This is a genomic window from Furfurilactobacillus curtus, assembly GCF_054657915.1.
Genome location: NZ_BAAHXU010000001.1, coordinates 1902788 through 1920688, shown reverse-complemented (window position 1 = coordinate 1920688; position 17901 = coordinate 1902788). Strand labels below are relative to the sequence as shown.

Annotated in this window: 12 protein-coding genes, 3 tRNA genes and 1 rRNA gene; 1 reads left to right on the top strand and 15 read right to left on the bottom strand. The window is 45.4% G+C overall.

All coding sequences use genetic code 11. From position 1 onward, the window contains the following. Nucleotides 1-15: 15 nt before the first annotated feature. Nucleotides 16-2697 carry a cation-translocating P-type ATPase gene (locus ACYQ0Y_RS08935; protein ID WP_407884330.1) on the bottom strand — a complete coding sequence of 894 codons (2682 nt, stop codon included), beginning with the start codon at nucleotides 2695-2697 and terminating at the stop codon, nucleotides 16-18. A 358-nt stretch (nucleotides 2698-3055) separates the two neighbouring features. On the opposite strand from ACYQ0Y_RS08935, the gene ACYQ0Y_RS08930 reads away from it, so the two are divergent. Continuing rightward, nucleotides 3056-4303: an aminoacyltransferase gene (locus ACYQ0Y_RS08930; RefSeq protein ID WP_407884332.1), complete on the top strand. Its 1248-nt coding sequence runs from the start codon at nucleotides 3056-3058 to the stop codon at nucleotides 4301-4303. 73 nt (nucleotides 4304-4376) lie between these two features. Here ACYQ0Y_RS08930 and nadE read toward each other — a convergent pair whose 3' ends face one another. The 14 genes from nadE to rrf form a co-directional block, all read right to left on the bottom strand. Further along, nucleotides 4377-5204: an NAD(+) synthase gene (nadE, locus tag ACYQ0Y_RS08925; RefSeq protein WP_407884355.1), complete on the bottom strand. Its 828-nt coding sequence runs from the start codon at nucleotides 5202-5204 to the stop codon at nucleotides 4377-4379. A gap of 18 nt (nucleotides 5205-5222) precedes the next feature. Next, nucleotides 5223-6695: a nicotinate phosphoribosyltransferase gene (locus ACYQ0Y_RS08920; protein WP_407884334.1), complete on the bottom strand. Its 1473-nt coding sequence runs from the start codon at nucleotides 6693-6695 to the stop codon at nucleotides 5223-5225. A 212-nt stretch (nucleotides 6696-6907) separates the two neighbouring features. After that, complete coding sequence (locus ACYQ0Y_RS08915; protein WP_407884335.1) at nucleotides 6908-7609, bottom strand: GntR family transcriptional regulator; 702 nt, start codon at nucleotides 7607-7609, stop codon at nucleotides 6908-6910. A gap of 28 nt (nucleotides 7610-7637) precedes the next feature. Beyond that, entirely contained in the window at nucleotides 7638-8771 is a 1134-nt protein-coding gene (gene nagA, locus ACYQ0Y_RS08910) for an N-acetylglucosamine-6-phosphate deacetylase (RefSeq protein ID WP_407884337.1), read from the bottom strand. 130 nt (nucleotides 8772-8901) lie between these two features. Continuing rightward, nucleotides 8902-9699 carry a pyrroline-5-carboxylate reductase gene (proC, locus tag ACYQ0Y_RS08905; protein ID WP_407884339.1) on the bottom strand — a complete coding sequence of 266 codons (798 nt, stop codon included), beginning with the start codon at nucleotides 9697-9699 and terminating at the stop codon, nucleotides 8902-8904. Nucleotides 9700-9947: 248 nt separating this feature from the next. After that, on the bottom strand, nucleotides 9948-10460 hold the full coding sequence (locus tag ACYQ0Y_RS08900) for a methylated-DNA--[protein]-cysteine S-methyltransferase (protein WP_407884340.1): 513 nt from the start codon (nucleotides 10458-10460) through the stop codon (nucleotides 9948-9950). Nucleotides 10461-10476: 16 nt separating this feature from the next. Continuing rightward, entirely contained in the window at nucleotides 10477-12462 is a 1986-nt protein-coding gene (locus ACYQ0Y_RS08895; RefSeq protein ID WP_407884342.1) for an alpha/beta hydrolase family protein, read from the bottom strand. 299 nt (nucleotides 12463-12761) lie between these two features. Continuing rightward, nucleotides 12762-14030 (bottom strand): replication-associated recombination protein A, encoded by a 1269-nt coding sequence (locus ACYQ0Y_RS08890; protein ID WP_407884357.1) that lies wholly within the window; start codon nucleotides 14028-14030, stop codon nucleotides 12762-12764. A gap of 245 nt (nucleotides 14031-14275) precedes the next feature. Next, nucleotides 14276-14347 (bottom strand) — tRNA-Gln (locus ACYQ0Y_RS08885). A gap of 5 nt (nucleotides 14348-14352) precedes the next feature. Beyond that, a tRNA-Tyr gene (locus ACYQ0Y_RS08880) sits at nucleotides 14353-14433 on the bottom strand. Nucleotides 14434-14487: 54 nt separating this feature from the next. Beyond that, complete coding sequence (locus ACYQ0Y_RS08875; protein ID WP_407884344.1) at nucleotides 14488-15318, bottom strand: metallophosphoesterase; 831 nt, start codon at nucleotides 15316-15318, stop codon at nucleotides 14488-14490. Nucleotides 15319-15385: 67 nt separating this feature from the next. Beyond that, the gene (locus ACYQ0Y_RS08870) at nucleotides 15386-16867 is read right to left on the bottom strand and encodes a peptide MFS transporter (protein ID WP_407884346.1); all 1482 of its coding nucleotides are present in this window, start codon (nucleotides 16865-16867) and stop codon (nucleotides 15386-15388) included. Between the two features lie 349 nt (nucleotides 16868-17216). Further along, a tRNA-Thr gene (locus tag ACYQ0Y_RS08865) sits at nucleotides 17217-17289 on the bottom strand. Between the two features lie 473 nt (nucleotides 17290-17762). Further along, a 5S ribosomal RNA gene (rrf, locus tag ACYQ0Y_RS08860) occupies nucleotides 17763-17879 on the bottom strand. Nucleotides 17880-17901 lie beyond the last annotated feature (22 nt).

Genomic DNA, 17901 nt, shown 5'->3' with positions numbered 1-17901 from the left:
CTGTCATCAATCAAATTAGTGACGGCGTGACGCCATCCGCTGGAACAATTTTACCACTTCCACGATCAAAATCATGGCAACCCCGGCGCTCAAGACAATCAGCCATTGGAAACCAGATAGCGTTGTGACGTGGAATAAACCATTAAAACCAGGAATTGCAATCGTCGCAGCTAAGAGAATGAAAGCTGCTAAGATGGCCCAGTTAAACGCCCGGTTTTTAAACAATTGAGCGGTGAAGATGGTGCCGTGAATCGATTTTGAGTTAAAGGCGTGGAATAGCTGAATCAAGCCCAATGTCGCAAAGGCCATGGTTAGCGCGTCGGCATGCACCTGCGTCGCATTTGCGTGGACGGGGAATGTTAATGCAAGCCAATAAACCAGTAAGGTCAAGCCACCCTCGAGCAGACCTTGATAGATAATGTTGCCAAAGACACCACCCGACAGGAAGTTTGACGAACGTCCCCGCGGTTTTTGTTGCATAATGTTTTTCTCAGCGGGTTCTAATCCTAAGGCAATCGCTGGAAAGGTATCCGTCACTAAGTTAATCCACAGAATATGCACCGGTGCCAAAATTTGCCACCCCATCATTGTCATAACAAATAGGGTCAATACTTCTCCTAAGTTAGCGGACAACAAGTATTGAATCGCCTTTTGAATATTTGCGAACACTTTGCGACCTTCGCGAACTGCCACCACAATCGTGGAAAAGTTGTCGTCAGCCAACACCATATCAGAGGCCCCTTTAGAAACCTCAGTTCCGGTGATGCCCATGCCAACACCAATATCAGCTGCCTTTAATGCTGGGGCATCATTAACCCCATCACCGGTCATGGCAACCACTTTGCCTTTTTGTTGCCATGCATTGACAATACGAACTTTATGTTCAGGAGCCACCCGTGCGTAGACAGAATATTGTTCCACTTGATCAGAAAACTCAGCCTCACTCAATGCATCAAGCTGTGCGCCAGTAATGACGCCAGCCTGATCATTAGCGTCAATGATCCCCAACCGAACCGCAATCGCTTTTGCCGTATCCGCATGGTCGCCCGTGATCATCAGCGGGCGAATCCCAGCCGACTTTGCTTCCGCAACGGCACCGGCCACTTCTGGTCGTTCTGGGTCGATCATCCCGACAAATCCAGTAAAAATTAAATCTTGCTCGACTTGCTTGCTAGTCATCTCGGCTGGAATTGTTGTGACTGGTCGATAAGCAAAGGCCAATACTCTCAAGGCTTGAACCGCCAATTGATGATTGATGGTCAATAATTGCTCACGTAATTGATCGGTCATTGGGCTAATCTCACCATTGCTTTGAATCCGAGTAACACGTTTCAACAATTCATCAGGGGCCCCTTTTACGGTTACCCACAATTGATCATTGGCCTCATTCATTTGGTTAACGGTCGTCATTAATTTACGTTCAGAATCAAACGGAATTTCAGCTACGCGGGGGTGGGCTGCCAAAAAGTCTTCCGGATTCACCTGATGGTCGATATTGTATTGAACTAAGGCAGTTTCGGTTGGGTCACCGACTAACTGATCATCGATTGTTTTAGTGTCGTTGTTTAATAAAAGTAAACTTGCTAGCAGCCCCTGATCATCTTCACTTGTCGCACCGGCTGTTTGCTTGGCGTCTAGCACGTCGCCATCCACAATCACTTTCTCAACGGTCATTTTGTTTTGTGTCAAAGTCCCCGTTTTATCAGAAGCAATAATATCCGTGCTCCCTAAGGTTTCAACCGCTGGCAAACGACGCACCAGCGCATTTAATCTGGCCATCCTTGTTGTACCTAGTGCTAAGGTAATCGTGACGATGGCCGGCAAACCTTCCGGAATCGCAGCCACAGCCAGTGAAATTGCCGTTAACAACATATTAACCAATGTTTCATTGCCACGAATCATCCCCACCACGAAGACAATAACCGCCACAACTAGAATTAGCACAGTTAGAACTTTCCCTAAATGCGCCAAATTTTCCTGCAACGGTGTTTTACGTTCCTGCGTGCGATCTAACATACCAGCGATCCGCCCAACTTGGGTCTGCATTCCAGTGGCAACCACCACCCCAGTTCCTCGCCCGTACGTTACATTACTATTCATAAAAGCTAAATCACTTAAGTCACCCAGACCAGCACTGGGATCCGTAATTGGGGCTAACTGTTTATCAACGGGAACTGACTCACCAGTTAAGGCCGATTCTTCGATTTGAAGTGACGCGACTTCGATTAATCGCAAGTCCGCCGGAACGATATCCCCGGCTTCTAACAAGACGATATCGCCAGGCACCAACTCATCACTTTTAACGGTCATCGTGGCGCCATTTCGTAATACATGCGCATTGGGAGCAGACATTTCTTGTAGCGCATTGATTGCCTGCTCAGCTTTTGCCTCCTGAAAGACGCCAAAAACCGCATTAAGGACCACTACCAATAAAATGATGATGGCGTCAATACCTTCACCGGTGAAGGCAGCAATAATTGCGGCCACAATCAAGACAATAATCATGAGGTCTTTAAATTGTGCAGTAAACTTTTCTAGCAAGCTTGTTTGACGTTTACCAGCTAAAGCATTTTCCCCATACTGCTGTTGGCGCGTTTGCACCGCTTGATTACTTAATCCGGTCGGCTGGCTATTGACTTGCTTTAATGCCCGATCTGTCGTCCATTGAGCAGCCTGTGGTAATTTATTTTGACTCATCTAATATTTCCCTTCCGCACGTCCATGAGGCCAAAAAAAGACTCATGAACGCACACTTAAAGTGTCGATCATGAGTCTCACTATTTAAGACAAAACCAGAACATGTCTTGCTGGTGGCGTTGTCACACTCTGTCAAGCTACTATCATTAAGCGACTAGTAGCCAACTAAAGCATTAGTTACTCCCTCATTTATCTGGAGTAAGTATACCGAGTTACAATCCGAAACGCAAGGGGGTTGACTTTGGTGCCGAACGTTTAAGAAAGTTATTAGGGCGCACGGCTGACTCATGGACAGTGCAGCCCTATGCTATAATGACACCCGGTAAGATAAGAGATTAATCAAGGGAGCTTGGCTTTCATGGAATTTGGAAAACTTAACGAAGCGGAATTTATGACATTTGAACAACGTCATCCCCAGGGGACATACTTACAAACAAGTTGGCAAAAACAAGTGTTGTCACAGCGGGGCCGATCAACTGCCTACGTGGGCGTTTATGACGATCAACAACAAGTTGTTGCAGCTGCTTTGGTCAGTTGGCAAAAGCTTCGCATCGGGCAATTATTTGAAATCGAAGGTGGTCCTTTGATGGACTACCGCAATCAAGTTGTTGTCAAAACCTTTGCCGATGGACTACAGCGTTTTGCCCATCAGCGTCACGGTCTGATGATTCGCTTCATCCCTAATTTACATCGAAGACAATTCAACGACGACGGCCAAGTGGTTAACCTTAGCAATGAAGATGTGATTGAATCAATGCAACAACTCGATTTCACCTACCAACCGATGATTGCCGGATTCTCAACAACTTTAGTCGGTTACGAATTCGCTAAAGATCTAACGGGCCTCACTGCCACAACACTGGTAAAAAGTTACGAGAAAGATGCCCAATATGGGGTGAAGAAGACGCAACAATTCGGAATTCAATTACGCGAACTCACCTATGAGGAACTCCCTCAATTCAAGAAATACACGCAAGCAACAGCTGATCGATTGCATTTTCACGATAAATCACTTGATTATTATCAACGAACGTTTAAGGCCTATGGCGACCATGTAAAATTTATCTTTGCTGAACTCAATTTTGAGACTTACATTGCCAATCAAACGGTTAAACTCACCGAACTCAATGAAAAGATTCGCACGTTAAATGACCAATTGGCGCAAAAACCCAATAATCGACACGTTAAGGCACAGCTTAATGAATTTACCGATCAGGCCCACCAACACGAAAAGCGGATCACTGAAGCGCAGCAATTAACAGATCAATATGGACAGATAGCTATTCTATCTGGGGCAATGTTCTTTATTCAGCCGCAAGAATTGACCTATATGTTTAGCTTCACTAATGAGACATTCAAACAATTCTATGCGCCTTATTTAATCCAAGATCATATGATGCACCTTGCGATCACACAACATATTCCTCGCTACAACTTTTTCGGTGTAGCCGGTTTGTTTGATGGGTCAGATGGGGTCCTCGCCTTTAAGCAATCCTTCGGGGGTCTAACAGAAGAACGCTTGGGCACCTTCACAAAGCCTGTGCGCCCAGTTGCCTACCACCTTTATGAAGCTTTGAAAAAGATCACCGGCCGAAATGAAGTCTAGCCTCATTTTTGGTTTGACCTGCGTGACACACAAAAACGCCATCCTCGGATGACGTTTTTTGTGTGCGCTAAATTCATTTCCAGAAATTATCAAAAATCGTGATGGGCATATGCCGTTTATGCGCCGTTCTTTGATACCAGGATTCAATCTTCTCGGCGGCCGCGGCATCGATTGTTTGCCCCTCTAGATAGTTATCAATGTCTTCATAGGTTACTCCTAAGGCAACTTCATCAGGTAAAGCTGGTCGTTTATCTTCTAAATCGGCCGTTGGTGTCTTCTGGTACAAATGTTTAGGGGCGCCTAATGCTTTCAGCATCGCTTTACCCTGCCGTTTGTCTAATCGATATAACGGATCAATATCTGTGCCACCATCACCATATTTCGTGTAAAAACCAGTAACCGCTTCAGCAGCATGATCGGTACCGACCACCGCTCCATGCAATTCACCAGCAATCGTATACTGAGCCACCATGCGCTCGCGTGCTTTGATATTGCCTTTGTTGAAATCAGAAACGACTAGGTCATTGGCTTCCACCGCTGCCACACCAGCATCCACTGCCGGTTGAACGTCCACTCGGAAAACTCGATCAGCCTGGATAAAACTAATGGCATCCATCGCATCACTTTCATCAGCCTGTTTCCCATATGGTAACCGGACAGCAACAAACTGATAGGCTTGATCCCCCGTCTCAGTCCGTAATTCAGTAATGGCCATTTGTGATAATTTTCCGGCCAATGTTGAATCCTGACCACCAGAAATGCCTAAAATCAAAGTCTTCAAAAGCGCATACTTCGTTAAATAGGCTTTTAAAAAATCAACGCTTTTTCTAATTTCCGTGCCTGCGTCAAAATCAGCACTAACTCCTAGCGCTTTGATAATGGCTGCTTGTTGTGATCTCATCATAATGCCTCCATTGCCTTAATTATCAAATTTTAAGGAGCTTACATAACCGTGCACTTCTTCAATGATATGTTGTTTATGGTCCCACAGTTTTTGCGATAAATCGACTGGATAAATTTGTGGATTTAAATCACGTTTGTATTCATCCCACAATGACGCCAATTGTTCAGCGGCAAAGGCTTTTGTATCCGCCAACTCAGGGATTTCATAGACTTGTTGCCCCTGATCAAAGATATCCACCAGGATAGGCCGAGCATTAAAATCGGTCACATCTTTATTGATGTAAGTATAGCTAGGATGAAACATATGCAGTTTATCCTCATGGTCCGGGCGTTCATCGGTTAGCGCCACATAGTCCCCTTCTGATTTGCCATCAGCACGCTTGGTGATTCGCCAAACTTGCTTTTTCCCAGGAGTGGTCACCTTTTCAGCGTTGCTTGATAATTTGATGGTATCCACCATTTTGCCCCGTTCATTTTCAACGGAAACCAATTTGTACACAGCGCCCAAGGCTGGTTGATCGAAGGCGGTGATCAGCTTTGTTCCCACTCCCCAGACATCGATTTTAGCACCTTGCATCTTAAGATTGGTAATTGTCTTCTCGTCAAGATCGTTGGAAGCGTAAATCTTCGCATCAGGGAAACCTGCTTCATCCAATTGTTCGCGGACCCGCTTTGAGATATATGCCATATCTCCCGAATCAATGCGGACGCCCAAAAAGTTGATTTGATCACCCATTTCACGAGCAACTCGAATCGCGTTAGGTACACCGGATCGTAGGGTGTCATACGTGTCGACTAAGAAGACACAATCCTTATGGGAGCGTGCATAGGCCATAAAAGCATCATAATCATTGCGATACGTTTGCACCAAGCTATGGGCATGTGTGCCACTCACTGGGATGCCAAAAATTTTACCAGCACGCATATTACTTGTGGCATCAAAGCCACCGATATACGCTGCCCGTGTGCCCCAAATAGCGGCATCTAATTCTTGCGCACGTCGGGTACCAAATTCCAAAATGCCATCGTTACCAGCAGCAGATCGAATGCGAGCCGCTTTCGTCGCAATCAATGTCTGATAATTAACAATGTTGAGCAACGCTGTTTCAACTAATTGACAATCGACTAACGTGCCCTCAACTTGAACAAGCGGTTCGTTATTGAAGACTAGGTCGCCTTCGCGAGCCGCTCGAATCGTACCGGTAAATTTAAAGTCGTGTAAATAAGCTAAGAACGCTGGCGAGTATTGATTTAAACTCGCTAAATAAGCTAAATCCGTTTCGCTAAAGCGAAGCTGCTTGATGTAATCGATTAACCGTTCTAAACCTGCGAACACGGCATAACCATTATGAAAAGGTAAATCGCGGAAATATAATTCAAAAACAGCATGACGGTCAGCCACGCCTTCTTCAAAGTAGGTCTGTACCATATTGACTTCATAAGCGTCTGTGTGAAGCGTCAAACTATCATCAGGGTAACGCGTTGCCATTGGAATTACGATCCTTCCCGATTGAATTTTATTTAACCCTCACATTCTACCATATCCCCCACTAATGCGGTGATTTGTGCAATGACATCCGCGAAAACTGGGCTCAAATCGGATTTAAACCACCCAGCCAAAGTAAAAGGCGTCAGTAAAAAAGTGATCTGCACGAAAGTTTCCGCACAAATCACTACTTTTAAAACAAAAATATAAATAAACTATCGCTCTAGATAAAATTCAAACCGACTACCAACATATTGGGTCCGTACATATTCAAATGGCGTACCATCGTTTAAAAATGAAACCTGGCGAAGTCGCAGAAGTGGCGCACTACGTTTGACATTTAAGTATTCAGCCACTCGTTCACTAGCGGTCATCGCTGACACGGTCTGCTGGGCATGCCCAACTTTTAAGCCGGCCTCGTCTTCCAAGACGCGATACAATGAATTGGTCACGTCTTCCTTAGAAAATCGCTTAATCAATCGTTCTGGTACCGTCGCGACTTCAAAACAAATCGGTTCATCATTGCCAAATCGAATCCGTTCCATGCGCAGAATTTGTTCGGTTGGCGCCAACTGTAATTTTTCACTTTCAGACAATGATGGCGCGGTAATGTGATAAGAGACGGTTCGTGAAGATGGTACCTTACCAGCCTGCTCCATCAACTCAGTGAAGCTGGTCACACCAGACATCCGTTCTTGCACCTTGCGATTAGCGACGTAGGTGCCGGCGCCGACACGACGCTCTAATAATCCTTCTTCAACCAACGTCTGCACAGCTTGTCGAAGGGTCATCCGGCTAACGCCAAATTGGATGGCTAACTCCCGTTCAGAGGGAATTTTGTCGCCCACTTGCCATTGCCCATCTTCAACTGCTTTACGCAAGCGATTATGAATTTGAATGTATATTGGTGAGGCCATCTTATCCATCCCTTACTTTTTTTGATATTTAATCGTCAAATCGACGCCCATAACTATAGGTCCGTTCCAATGTCTGTGTCCGATCCATCACGTTAAAGTCTGCATCTTTACCTGGAATCAAGGCACCCTTAGTCGTTAAACCGAATTCTTCAGCCTGGTTAACCGACGACATTTGGACAGCTTCTTCGATCCCACAACCGGTAAAGTATTGAATGTTGCGGAAAGCGTCGTCGTAACGTAATACTGAGCCAGCCAGATTGCCCGTCTCTAACCGCGCCTGTTTATCTTTAACAATTACTTTTTGACCGCCAAGTTCACTAATTCCTTCAGGCATGCCTTTAGCCCGCATGGAATCAGTAACCAAATCAATTCGTTCTGGTCCCTTCTGTTCGTAAGCGAGTTTAATCATGTCCGGAACAATGTGGAAGCCATCACAAATGAGTTCGCAATACATATTGTCTTCCAACATGGCATGACCGGTAACGCCAGGTTCACGGTGCTTGAATTCACGCTGTGCATTGTATAAGTGAGTGACATGGGTTGCCTTAGAAGCTAGCATCTGTTCACGAGTTGCATTACTGTGACCAACCGAGGGAACAATGTTGTGGCTGAGGCAATAAGCTTCAAAATCACGCGAACCGGGATCTTCTGGTGCATAAGTAATGAGACGAACACGATTACCAGACAGTTTATTCCAATTATCCAATAACTCGATGTTCGGATCAGTGATGTACTGCTCCGGTTGTGCGCCTTTGAAGGTGGCCGAGATAAATGGCCCTTCCAAATGCACCCCTTGGATGACTGGGTTCTCTTCAGCAGCAGCGGCGATCCCTTTCATCGCGTGATCTAAATGTTCCGTAGATTGTGTCATAGTTGTCGGGAATAGTGTCGTAACACCTTCATGAATCATATCATTGACCATTTCGTTAATTTGGTCAGCGTTACCATCCATTGAATCAAAGCTATAACCACCATGGACATGAACATCGATAAATCCTGGCACGATCACTTTGCCAGAGACAAATTCAACTTCATCTTCTGGTTCAGCCACGTAGTCACTCATTGGCCCAATCGCCTCGATGGACTTACTAAAGCGAATGTAACCGTCGTCAATCTTTTCTTCACCCGTATAAATAATCGCGTGCTTCAAAACCGTACTCATTGATCTTCCTCCTCATCATTGTGCCACATAGGCAACCACAAAGCTTCTGCAACGATGTGGTTCACTATGGGTCTAGTCCCAACATTGGATCCGCTTTCTAGTATAGATGGTCTAGACCATTTTGACAATGTTAAGCTTCTTGATCGCGTTTAATTGTCACGTCGATTCCCTTGACCACTGCCGTCATCAAACCTGCTTCCTCCATGGCCAATAAACCGGCAACCGTCGATCCGCCCGGCGAGGAAACTTGATCAATCAGATCAAACGGTGTCTTATCACTAGCCAAAACCATTTTTGCTGAGCCCTCTGTGACAGCGGCTGCAATTCGCGTTGCTTCCACCTTGGTTAAACCATGTTTAACACCAGCTCGCGCCAACGTGTCAATGAAGAAATCAACAAACGCTGGCGAACTACCTGCCAAAGCCGAAAAAGTACTAAAATCTGCTTCTGGCAATGCCGACGTACTGCCAATAGCGTCAAACAGACCTTTGGCGTCGGCCAATTTAGCCCCCGTGAGGTTGTTGTTAGCTGCTATTGCAGTCATACCAGCACCAATCGCCACGTTCACATTGGGCAATGTGCGCAAAACAGCTAAATCGTAACCAGCCACTTCTTCCATCGCTTGCAAACTCAAGCCAGCGACAATGGAAATCAAAACCTTTTGGTGGTCATTTAATTCATCACGAATTTCCTTTAATACGGCTTGTGCTGCCCCAGGAACAACTGCTAAGACAACAAAATCGCTAGCGGCAACAACCGCTGCGTTACTATCTGCTTGTTGAATACCGGTTGCTTCTGCAAACTCTTGATAGTGCGCCGGATGGGGGCTGTGAACTAAAATATCACTGGCTACCACGGTGTCTGTTTTGATTAAACCGCTAATAATGGCCTGTGCCATCCCACCAACGCCAATAAAACCAAGCTGCATGAGAAAACATCCTTTCAATATTTTGTGACTTTTATCAAACTATTATGCTCGTTTACCACTCCAAATTAAAACCCGGTCATACCCTTATTTAATAAGAATGTAACTGATATAGACCATTAATGCAACTCGAAGTAATAAATCAGCGTCAAACAACTCGTGGCGCTGAATTGCAACTGAACATCGGTCTCAAATGGGTTTGACTAATTGGCGGTGACCAACTAACGCCATAATTCGGCCAATGTCGATCATTAATGAGCTTGTTTTTCCAACGCCAGTAACGTTTTTTTCATTGCGAGTCCGCCACGATAACCACCTAAGCCGCCATCTTTTCGTAACACGCGATGACAAGGTGTGACAATGAGTACAGGGTTTTTAGCAATCGCGGTTGCCACCGCTCGAATCGCATCAGGTCGCCCGATATTTTGTGCGATAGTTGTATAATCACAAGTCATTCCATATGGAATTAAGCGGAGTGCAGCCCACACCGCTTGTTGTAAACCGGTCCCCGCACCTTCAAAGTCAACAGCTAAATCAAAATCTTTGCGTTTACCGGCAAAATAATCAGTGAGTTGTTCCAGATATGGCGCCATGATTAGCTCGTTTGACTGCGCGTTTAGCACGGCCAAATAGTCTGACAAATAGCGTTTTGCCTCGGCTATAGAAGCGTTTGGTGAACCCACAAAAACCAATCCTTGTTCTGAGGCTAATAATTGAAACTGGTCAGTTCCAACCCTTAAGACGGCCTGATACAGTTGTCGCATCTGCAACTCCTCCTTATCATTGGTGCGTGTCAAACCAGTCTCGAATTGCTTGAATTCGAGCAACTCGCAAGCTAGGTTTACCGATTCGGGATAAATCATGGTTTTCACCAGGGAAACGAACCATTTTCGCCTCAATCCCGTTCAGCTTTAGCGAAGTAAACCACTCTTCCCCTTGCCCAATGGGACAACGAAAATCTTGCTCACTATGCAAAATTAAGGTTGGCGTGTGAACACGATCCACATATTTCAATGGCGAGGCATCCCACAATGGTTTTAAATCTGTCACAGCCATTTGCCGTTGCCCGGTTAACTCCCACGGCAAGAAATAATAACCGATGTCACTGGTGCCAAACATGCTAATCCAATTGGCGATTGAGCGTTGCGTGACCGCTGCTTTAAATCGGTCGGTGTGCCCCTCAATCCAGTTCGTCATAAACCCACCGTAAGAACCACCGGTGACATACAGGTGTTCCCGATCAATTTTGACGTCACTAGCTAAAACACGATCTACGGCTGCCATTAAATCTTCATAATCACCTTGACCGTAGTGACCAATCACGCCGCGTTGGAAGGCCTCACCATAAGAAGTTGATCCGCGTGGATTGATGGCAATTACACCATAACCATAACTCGCATAAACCTGCAATTCGTGAAAGAAGGTCTCACCGTAATTAGCCCCCGGCCCGCCATGAATGTATAAAATAGCCGGATATTTTGCCATCGCTGGTGCATCCACCGGAGGCAAGTACCAACCGCGCACATGAAAGCCGTCGGCGGTGGTGAAATTAACGACCTGTGGTTTGACCAAGTCATGCTTTTCTTCGTAGGCCGCATTAGGATTAATTAAGGTCGTTTCTGTCTGAGTGTCCAAATCTAAGGCAACCAATTTTGCCACTTGTGTCCACTGTGATTGCATAAAATACAGCCGATGTTGTTTGATTCCTGTCGTAAAATCAGTGACGTGCCGTGGTCCGCCGGCCACCACCACTCGATTATCCGGATCATCACCCAACTGCCCTAAAACTAGTTGCAACTGTCCGGTAATCAATTGTTGATACACATATTGTTGATCATCAATAAACATTGCTGCTCGACCATGTAAATTTTGTTGAGCATCTGTGTTCATCACCAAATCACCGACCACCACGTCTGGGTTGGGCGTTAACTCAGTCAACTGCTGCTGGTCGATCGCATATGCATATAAATGTTGCGCGGAAATATTAGGAATTTCATTAGTAGATCCAGTCAGCAGTAAGACGGTATCACTTGGATTAAAAGCGACTGGCGCCAGTGTACCAAAGGAACTTGGGGACTTAACCGTCCGCTGTTCGCCTGTTTCAACGTCCAGGATTCTAGTCACTTGACTAAAATCCCAATCCACCTCCGGACGACCTGCAATGGCCACGGTCAGCTGGCGGCCATCGTGAGACAATGGTCCTAATGTGAACCGATCTTCACTTGTCCAAATTTCACTGGCAGTGATTTGCCCGACAACTTGCCGTTTGATGACGTACCGCTCATCTTCAGCAAAATACCCGAGATCATTATCTTTATAAACGGTCTTGGTATAGCTGATCGGTTTTGGAAACCGTGGATCGGCCTTAGCGGGTACAATTCCATTTCGTTTTAACGCGGTCTGATAGTAAATCACCTGACGCGTAGTATCAAAAACAAACGCTGCCACACCAAAAGACTCAAATGTCCGCTGAACTGGGGAACCGCCAGCTAGTGATTGTGTAAAGACTTGGCGTTTTTGGTGTTCATCTTCACTTGTAAACAACAGTACCGTGTCGGCCAGTTGAAGTTGGTTATCTGAACCGTTGCCAGTGCCCCACATGGTTGTCGTCTGCGTTCTAAAACCGAATCGATTAATCATTGTCACATAATCATTTTCCCGTTGCCGCATTTTTGTTGTGAGGTAAAAAACACCGGTGTCATTGGCCACCGGCTGCCCCATTGCCACTAGCTCAAAAAGATCTGTCACTGCCACTGGTTTTGCCATAGCATGAACCTCGTCATCCATTAGATTGATCAATCGCAAACGAACTTAGTTGCCGTTATTATAGGGCTTTTTCAACGCGCCGCCTACTACATCATTAAAAAACTCAGAAGGAAGCCGGCCAGTTTGATCCTGAGCACTAGCGGGCTGGCTGCGATTGGTGAGTTTTACCAATTGATGGCAGTTGGCTAGGCACAAGGATCAGCCCCGTGTAGCTTGACAAAAAATCGGACGAGTCATAGTACAGATGGTTTCCACGTCATAACCAATATCCTCCAGATCCAAGCGTCATTGCTTGCCAACTACAATTTTCGGTGGTCTTGCTGCCATTGTTTAATCTCAGCCAATCGCTTGGCAAAACGGGCTTCAGACCCTTGATGAGTTGGCTGATAATACGTGCGACCGATTAAGTTGTCTGGCATCGTTTGCATTGTTGTTAGTTTGTCCTCAGTATCATGGGCATACTGATAGCCTTCCCCATAATGCAGATCAGACATCAGTTTGGTTGGTGCATTACGAATCTGTAATGGCACTGGCTCTGCTAACGTGTGCAGTGCATCTGCTTTAGCCGCATCGTAAGCCGTGTAAATCGCATTTGATTTTGGCGCTAGCGCCAAATAGGTGACTGCGTGCGCCAAATTGACACTGCACTCTGGCATGCCAATCAAATGACTAGCCTGATACGCGGCCACGGCCAATTCAAGCGCCCGCGAATCCGCCAACCCAATATCTTCGCTGGCAAAACGAATGAGACGTCGTGCCACGTACAACGGGTCTTCTCCACCCTCTAGCATTCGAGATAACCAATACAGCGCTGCATCCACATCTGAGTTACGCATCGATTTATGCAACGCTGAAATAATGTTGTAGTGTTCTTCACCATGCTTGTCATATAAAAGTGATTTTTTTGAGACAAGTTGGGCGACGTCATTTTGATCAATCGTCGTCACTTCACCGACCCGTTGTCCGTTTAAAACTGCCATTTCTAATGTATTCAGGGCCACGCGAGCATCACCATTAGCGAAATCGGCAATAGCGGCCAAAGTCGTTTCATCGATGTTAATTTGTTGATCACCAAAACCGCGCTTGTCGTGAAGCGCTTGATGTAATAATTGAATCAAGTCGTCTTGCTTTAGTGGTTGAAGGACAAAAACTTTGGTCCGTGATAATAGCGCAGCATTAATCTCAAACGATGGATTCTCTGTGGTGGCCCCGATCAACGTAATACTTCCCTTTTCAACAAAGGGGAGAAAAGCGTCCTGTTGTGCTTTATTAAAGCGATGAATTTCATCTACAAAAACAACGGTTCGTTCGCCAACTTGTCGATTTGCCTCCGCCTCAGTCATCACATCACGGATTTCTTTGATGCCACTAGTGACGGCACTAAAGTTAATAAACCGCGCCTGTGTCCTTCTGGCAATGATCCGGGCTAGCGTCGTTTTCCCCACTCCCGGCGGTCCCCAAAAAATAAAAGAAGATAACGTGTCCTCATCAATCAGTTGCCGTAATACCTTCCCCGGCCCTAACAATTGAGTCTGGCCGACGAATTCACTTAAGGTCCGTGGTCGCATTCGACTTGCTAAGGGCTGGTTTTCTTCATTATCCTCAAATAAAGAGGTCTGTTCTGGCACGTGATCCACCTCCTAATCAAACGTACGTTCGTAAAGCTAGTATAACATTTTTTATACTCGGCTCAACCTGCGCGCTGACAACGTCCGCTCATGAATCACTATATATTTCAATCATCGAAACTGAACCCGACCAAAAAAGACCCGACTTCCGCAATCATTACCGGAAATCAGATCTTCATTTCAAACTGGGATAGCTGGATTCGAACCAGCGCATGACGGAGTCAAAGTCCGTTGCCTTACCACTTGGCTATATCCCAATGAATGGCGGAAGTTGGATTCGAACCAACGAACCTTTCGGGGCGGTTTTACAGACCGCTGCGTTTAGCCACTTCGCTATTCCGCCAATTAACAACCCGTTTATTCTACCGAATCTTTTTGATAAATTCAAGACTGTTATTCACGTTAATGACAAGATTCGCAACCGTGTGAGCCATTCGCTCATAAAGTCTGCATGGTCCCATTCCATGATGCGATGAGTGTTGTAGCCAACTGCTTGGTTAAAATAAGTGACGCCGTCTAATAATTTGGGGGTTGGTTTGATGTGTAAGTGACCAAACTGCGCAAAATCCGCCCCACCTTTGCTCAATACCTCGCCTAAACGCTGACTTCCCATCATCGCATTGGCCATATTCCAGAAACGATTGTCGCTAGTCACGTGAATATACTCACGCCGTGGCACAAAATGGGTGACATAAAAAATTCGTTTGTGCGCAACATTAGCTGCTAATAACTGTTTGGCCGTTTGATCAAGCACCACTTGTTCACGTTCCGGATCACTCATCGGTTGCTGAATCGTCCCGTCGAACCAATAAGCTCGTTTCCACTGAGCAAAATCGTCTTCACTACGTTCATTGAATAATTGATCCGCAAATGTGTAATCGTACCAACCGTTGTTGCCAATAATTCGCCAATCCGTGTTAGGAATGTCCACAAATTGATTGTGTAAATAATGCGCATTTATCCGTGTTTCTAACTCTTCATAGGTGACCCCAGCTGCCATGTCATGATTCCCAGCCAAATAATACACTTCGGTTCGATGACCTAGTTCATGTTGTAAAGCTTCAACGTAAGTGGTTGTTTTAGTAAAATCATTAAACGTATCACCAGCGATGATGTAATAATCCACTTGGCGATCAACAAGGACCTGAGCCTGCTTCTTCAACAGCTCGTGAGCGTCCAATCGATTAACATCAAAATGATTGTCACTAGTAATTGCCACATTGGCCATGGTGATCACCTCCTCGTAAACAAAAAATGCCTTCAGTATTATCTGAAGACATCTTAGCATATCCTAATTAGTTCGCGGCAATTTCAACATCTTTCATCAAACCAAAGACTGGTTTTCTGAAGATAAACAAGACAATTCCGAAGACAACACTAACGGCTCCAATAGCCAGGAAGTATGGCACTTCCGTTGATGAACTGTAAAATTGAACAATCTGGGCGTTAACTGCTTGCCCAGCCGCATCAGCTAGGAACCACATACTCATCATTTGCGACCGAAAAGCATTTGGCGCAAGCCGCGTGGTCACAGACAACCCAATTGGCGAAATGAGCAATTCGGCAATTTCAACGATCGCCCAGCTCCCAACAAGCCAAAGCAGTGATACTCGGCCAGAAGTCCCGCCGATTAAACCAGGTAAGGCCATAAACAGGTATGAAACACCGGCAATCATCAAACCATAGGCAAACTTAGTTGTCGTGCTTGGCTGCCGTTTACCCAGCCGCGTCCATAAGATGGCAAAGAATGGCGTATAGATCATGATAAACATCGGGTTTAATGACTGGAAGTAGGCTGCTGGCATCGTCCATCCACCGATGGTTAAGTTGGTCCGTTGTTGAGCAAATAGGGCGAGAACGACGGAGCCTTGTTCTTCAATGGCCCAAAAGAGCATTGCGGCAATAAATAACGGAATGTATGCGACAACGTGACGACGCTCATTATGGGTCACTTTACGACTCGACAACATGACGACAAAGTAAACCACAGGTGTGGCAATTGCGACGATACTGATGAGTAAAATAATATTCTTTAAGTTAAAGGCATCCATCAGAGCCATTAGGATAAGAACTAAAATCAAGGCAACGATCCCAAGTCCCCAACGAATCACCAATGGGCGAATGTCGCTACGTTCGATTGGATCAGAGGCATAAAGTCCATCTTTACTAAGGTACTTACGACCATCCAACCAATATTGGAGTAAGCCGAAGAACATTCCAATTGCAGCTAATGAAAAGCCAAGGTGGAAGTTAACTTTTTCACCAAGGGTACCCACGATGTAAGGGGCAAAGAGACTCCCCATATTAATCCCAAACACGAAAATATTAAATCCAGCATCGCGTCGACGGTCTTCCGTGCTATATAATGCACCAACCATTTCAGAGACATTCGGCTTTAGTAACCCAGTCCCAACCACGATTAAGCCAATTGAAGCAAATAGAGCTGATGCACCAGCTGGAACGGCTAAAGCAATGTGCCCAAACATGATTAGCACACCGCCCATAAAGACAGTTCGCCGTGGGCCGAAAACCCGGTCGCTCAAAAAGCCACCGAGAACACTGGACAAATAGACCAGTGATCCATAAATCGCCATAATCGAACTGGCTGTTGCTTGGCTGAAGCCAAGGCCACCTTTATCGATCGCAAAATACATATAGAACAGCAGGATGGCACGCATCCCATAATAACTGAACCGTTCCCACATTTCGGTGAAGAACAGCGTGGCCAATCCACGCGGTTGGCCAAAAAATGCTGTATCCGTGCTTTTAGTTTCCAAAAGAATCCTCCTAATTGATCCCCAATGATAGCCAACGGCCACAACTTTCGGGAATTCTTGTTAAAATACATATTCAATTAAATACCCGTTTTAAAAAAAACGATAGAATAATTATAGCTGTTATAAATGGCGATAGTCAAACTTTCTTTTAATTTATTCGCCATTTTTCATCGAACAATTCTAATGTTCTAACAATTCCCGCGTGTCGCTTGATCATCACAGAAATGGCCGCCAGCATTTTTACTTTTTTCCAATCGATAGAATTTTAAACGCCGATATTCTGGCTATCACCATATTTTACTAATAAAAAAAACCACGTCTAAACGTGGTTAAACGAGACTAGATTCGATGCCGGATAGGTGACTCGAACACCTGACCCTCGGTTTACGATACCGATGCTCTACCAACTGAGCTAATCCGGCAAGACTAATTGGCACATCTGATAGTATAGCGAACTTGGCCGTTTGCTTCAAGTATCTTTCTAAATCAAAACGTGGATCATCCAGCGACTAATTGGAAATCTCTTTTAACGGATTAAAGGATTAGCCTGGTGGATTAAGCAGGCACATTGTCGATTGCGATTGCTATCCTGAATTTCACAGGCATTCATCAGAAACGCCCTGGATCCACTCAGTTGATCCCCATTACGTCCAGTTTAGGCTAACTTCAATTTAACCCGGCTCTATTTCTAAGTGCGACCGTCTTGATTAGCATCAGTCTGTTTATTCCAAAAAGAAGTGGGTTTTGACATGAATCATCAGCTGTTTAGTTTCCATCACAACCGTCATCTTCTTGATTAGCTTGATTTGCCGTCTAACTTGGTCACTAATCGTCATCTTATTAGTTGAGATGAAGTCACAAAAAAATCGTCAATCCGCAGATTGACGATTCATATGCATGGCGACGGCCTACCCTCGCAGGGAGCGATCCCCCAACTACTCTTGGCGCGACGAAGCTTAACTTCCGTGTTCGGCATGGGAACGGGTGTATCCTTCGTGCCATCATCACCACACTCTGAGGGTTACCCACTCAAA

What these genes read in the sequence shown, in the direction of transcription:
- ACYQ0Y_RS08935 (WP_407884330.1), bottom strand. Translation starts at nt 2,697, where the DNA reads ATGAGTCAAAATAAATTACCACAGGCTGCTCAATGGACGACAGATCGG.
- ACYQ0Y_RS08930 (WP_407884332.1), top strand. Translation starts at nt 3,056, where the DNA reads ATGGAATTTGGAAAACTTAACGAAGCGGAATTTATGACATTTGAACAA.
- nadE (WP_407884355.1), bottom strand. Translation starts at nt 5,204, where the DNA reads ATGAGATCACAACAAGCAGCCATTATCAAAGCGCTAGGAGTTAGTGCT.
- ACYQ0Y_RS08920 (WP_407884334.1), bottom strand. Translation starts at nt 6,695, where the DNA reads ATGGCAACGCGTTACCCTGATGATAGTTTGACGCTTCACACAGACGCT.
- ACYQ0Y_RS08915 (WP_407884335.1), bottom strand. Translation starts at nt 7,609, where the DNA reads ATGGCCTCACCAATATACATTCAAATTCATAATCGCTTGCGTAAAGCA.
- nagA (WP_407884337.1), bottom strand. Translation starts at nt 8,771, where the DNA reads ATGAGTACGGTTTTGAAGCACGCGATTATTTATACGGGTGAAGAAAAG.
- proC (WP_407884339.1), bottom strand. Translation starts at nt 9,699, where the DNA reads ATGCAGCTTGGTTTTATTGGCGTTGGTGGGATGGCACAGGCCATTATT.
- ACYQ0Y_RS08900 (WP_407884340.1), bottom strand. Translation starts at nt 10,460, where the DNA reads ATGCGACAACTGTATCAGGCCGTCTTAAGGGTTGGAACTGACCAGTTT.
- ACYQ0Y_RS08895 (WP_407884342.1), bottom strand. Translation starts at nt 12,462, where the DNA reads ATGGCAAAACCAGTGGCAGTGACAGATCTTTTTGAGCTAGTGGCAATG.
- ACYQ0Y_RS08890 (WP_407884357.1), bottom strand. Translation starts at nt 14,030, where the DNA reads ATGCGACCACGGACCTTAAGTGAATTCGTCGGCCAGACTCAATTGTTA.
- ACYQ0Y_RS08875 (WP_407884344.1), bottom strand. Translation starts at nt 15,318, where the DNA reads ATGGCCAATGTGGCAATTACTAGTGACAATCATTTTGATGTTAATCGA.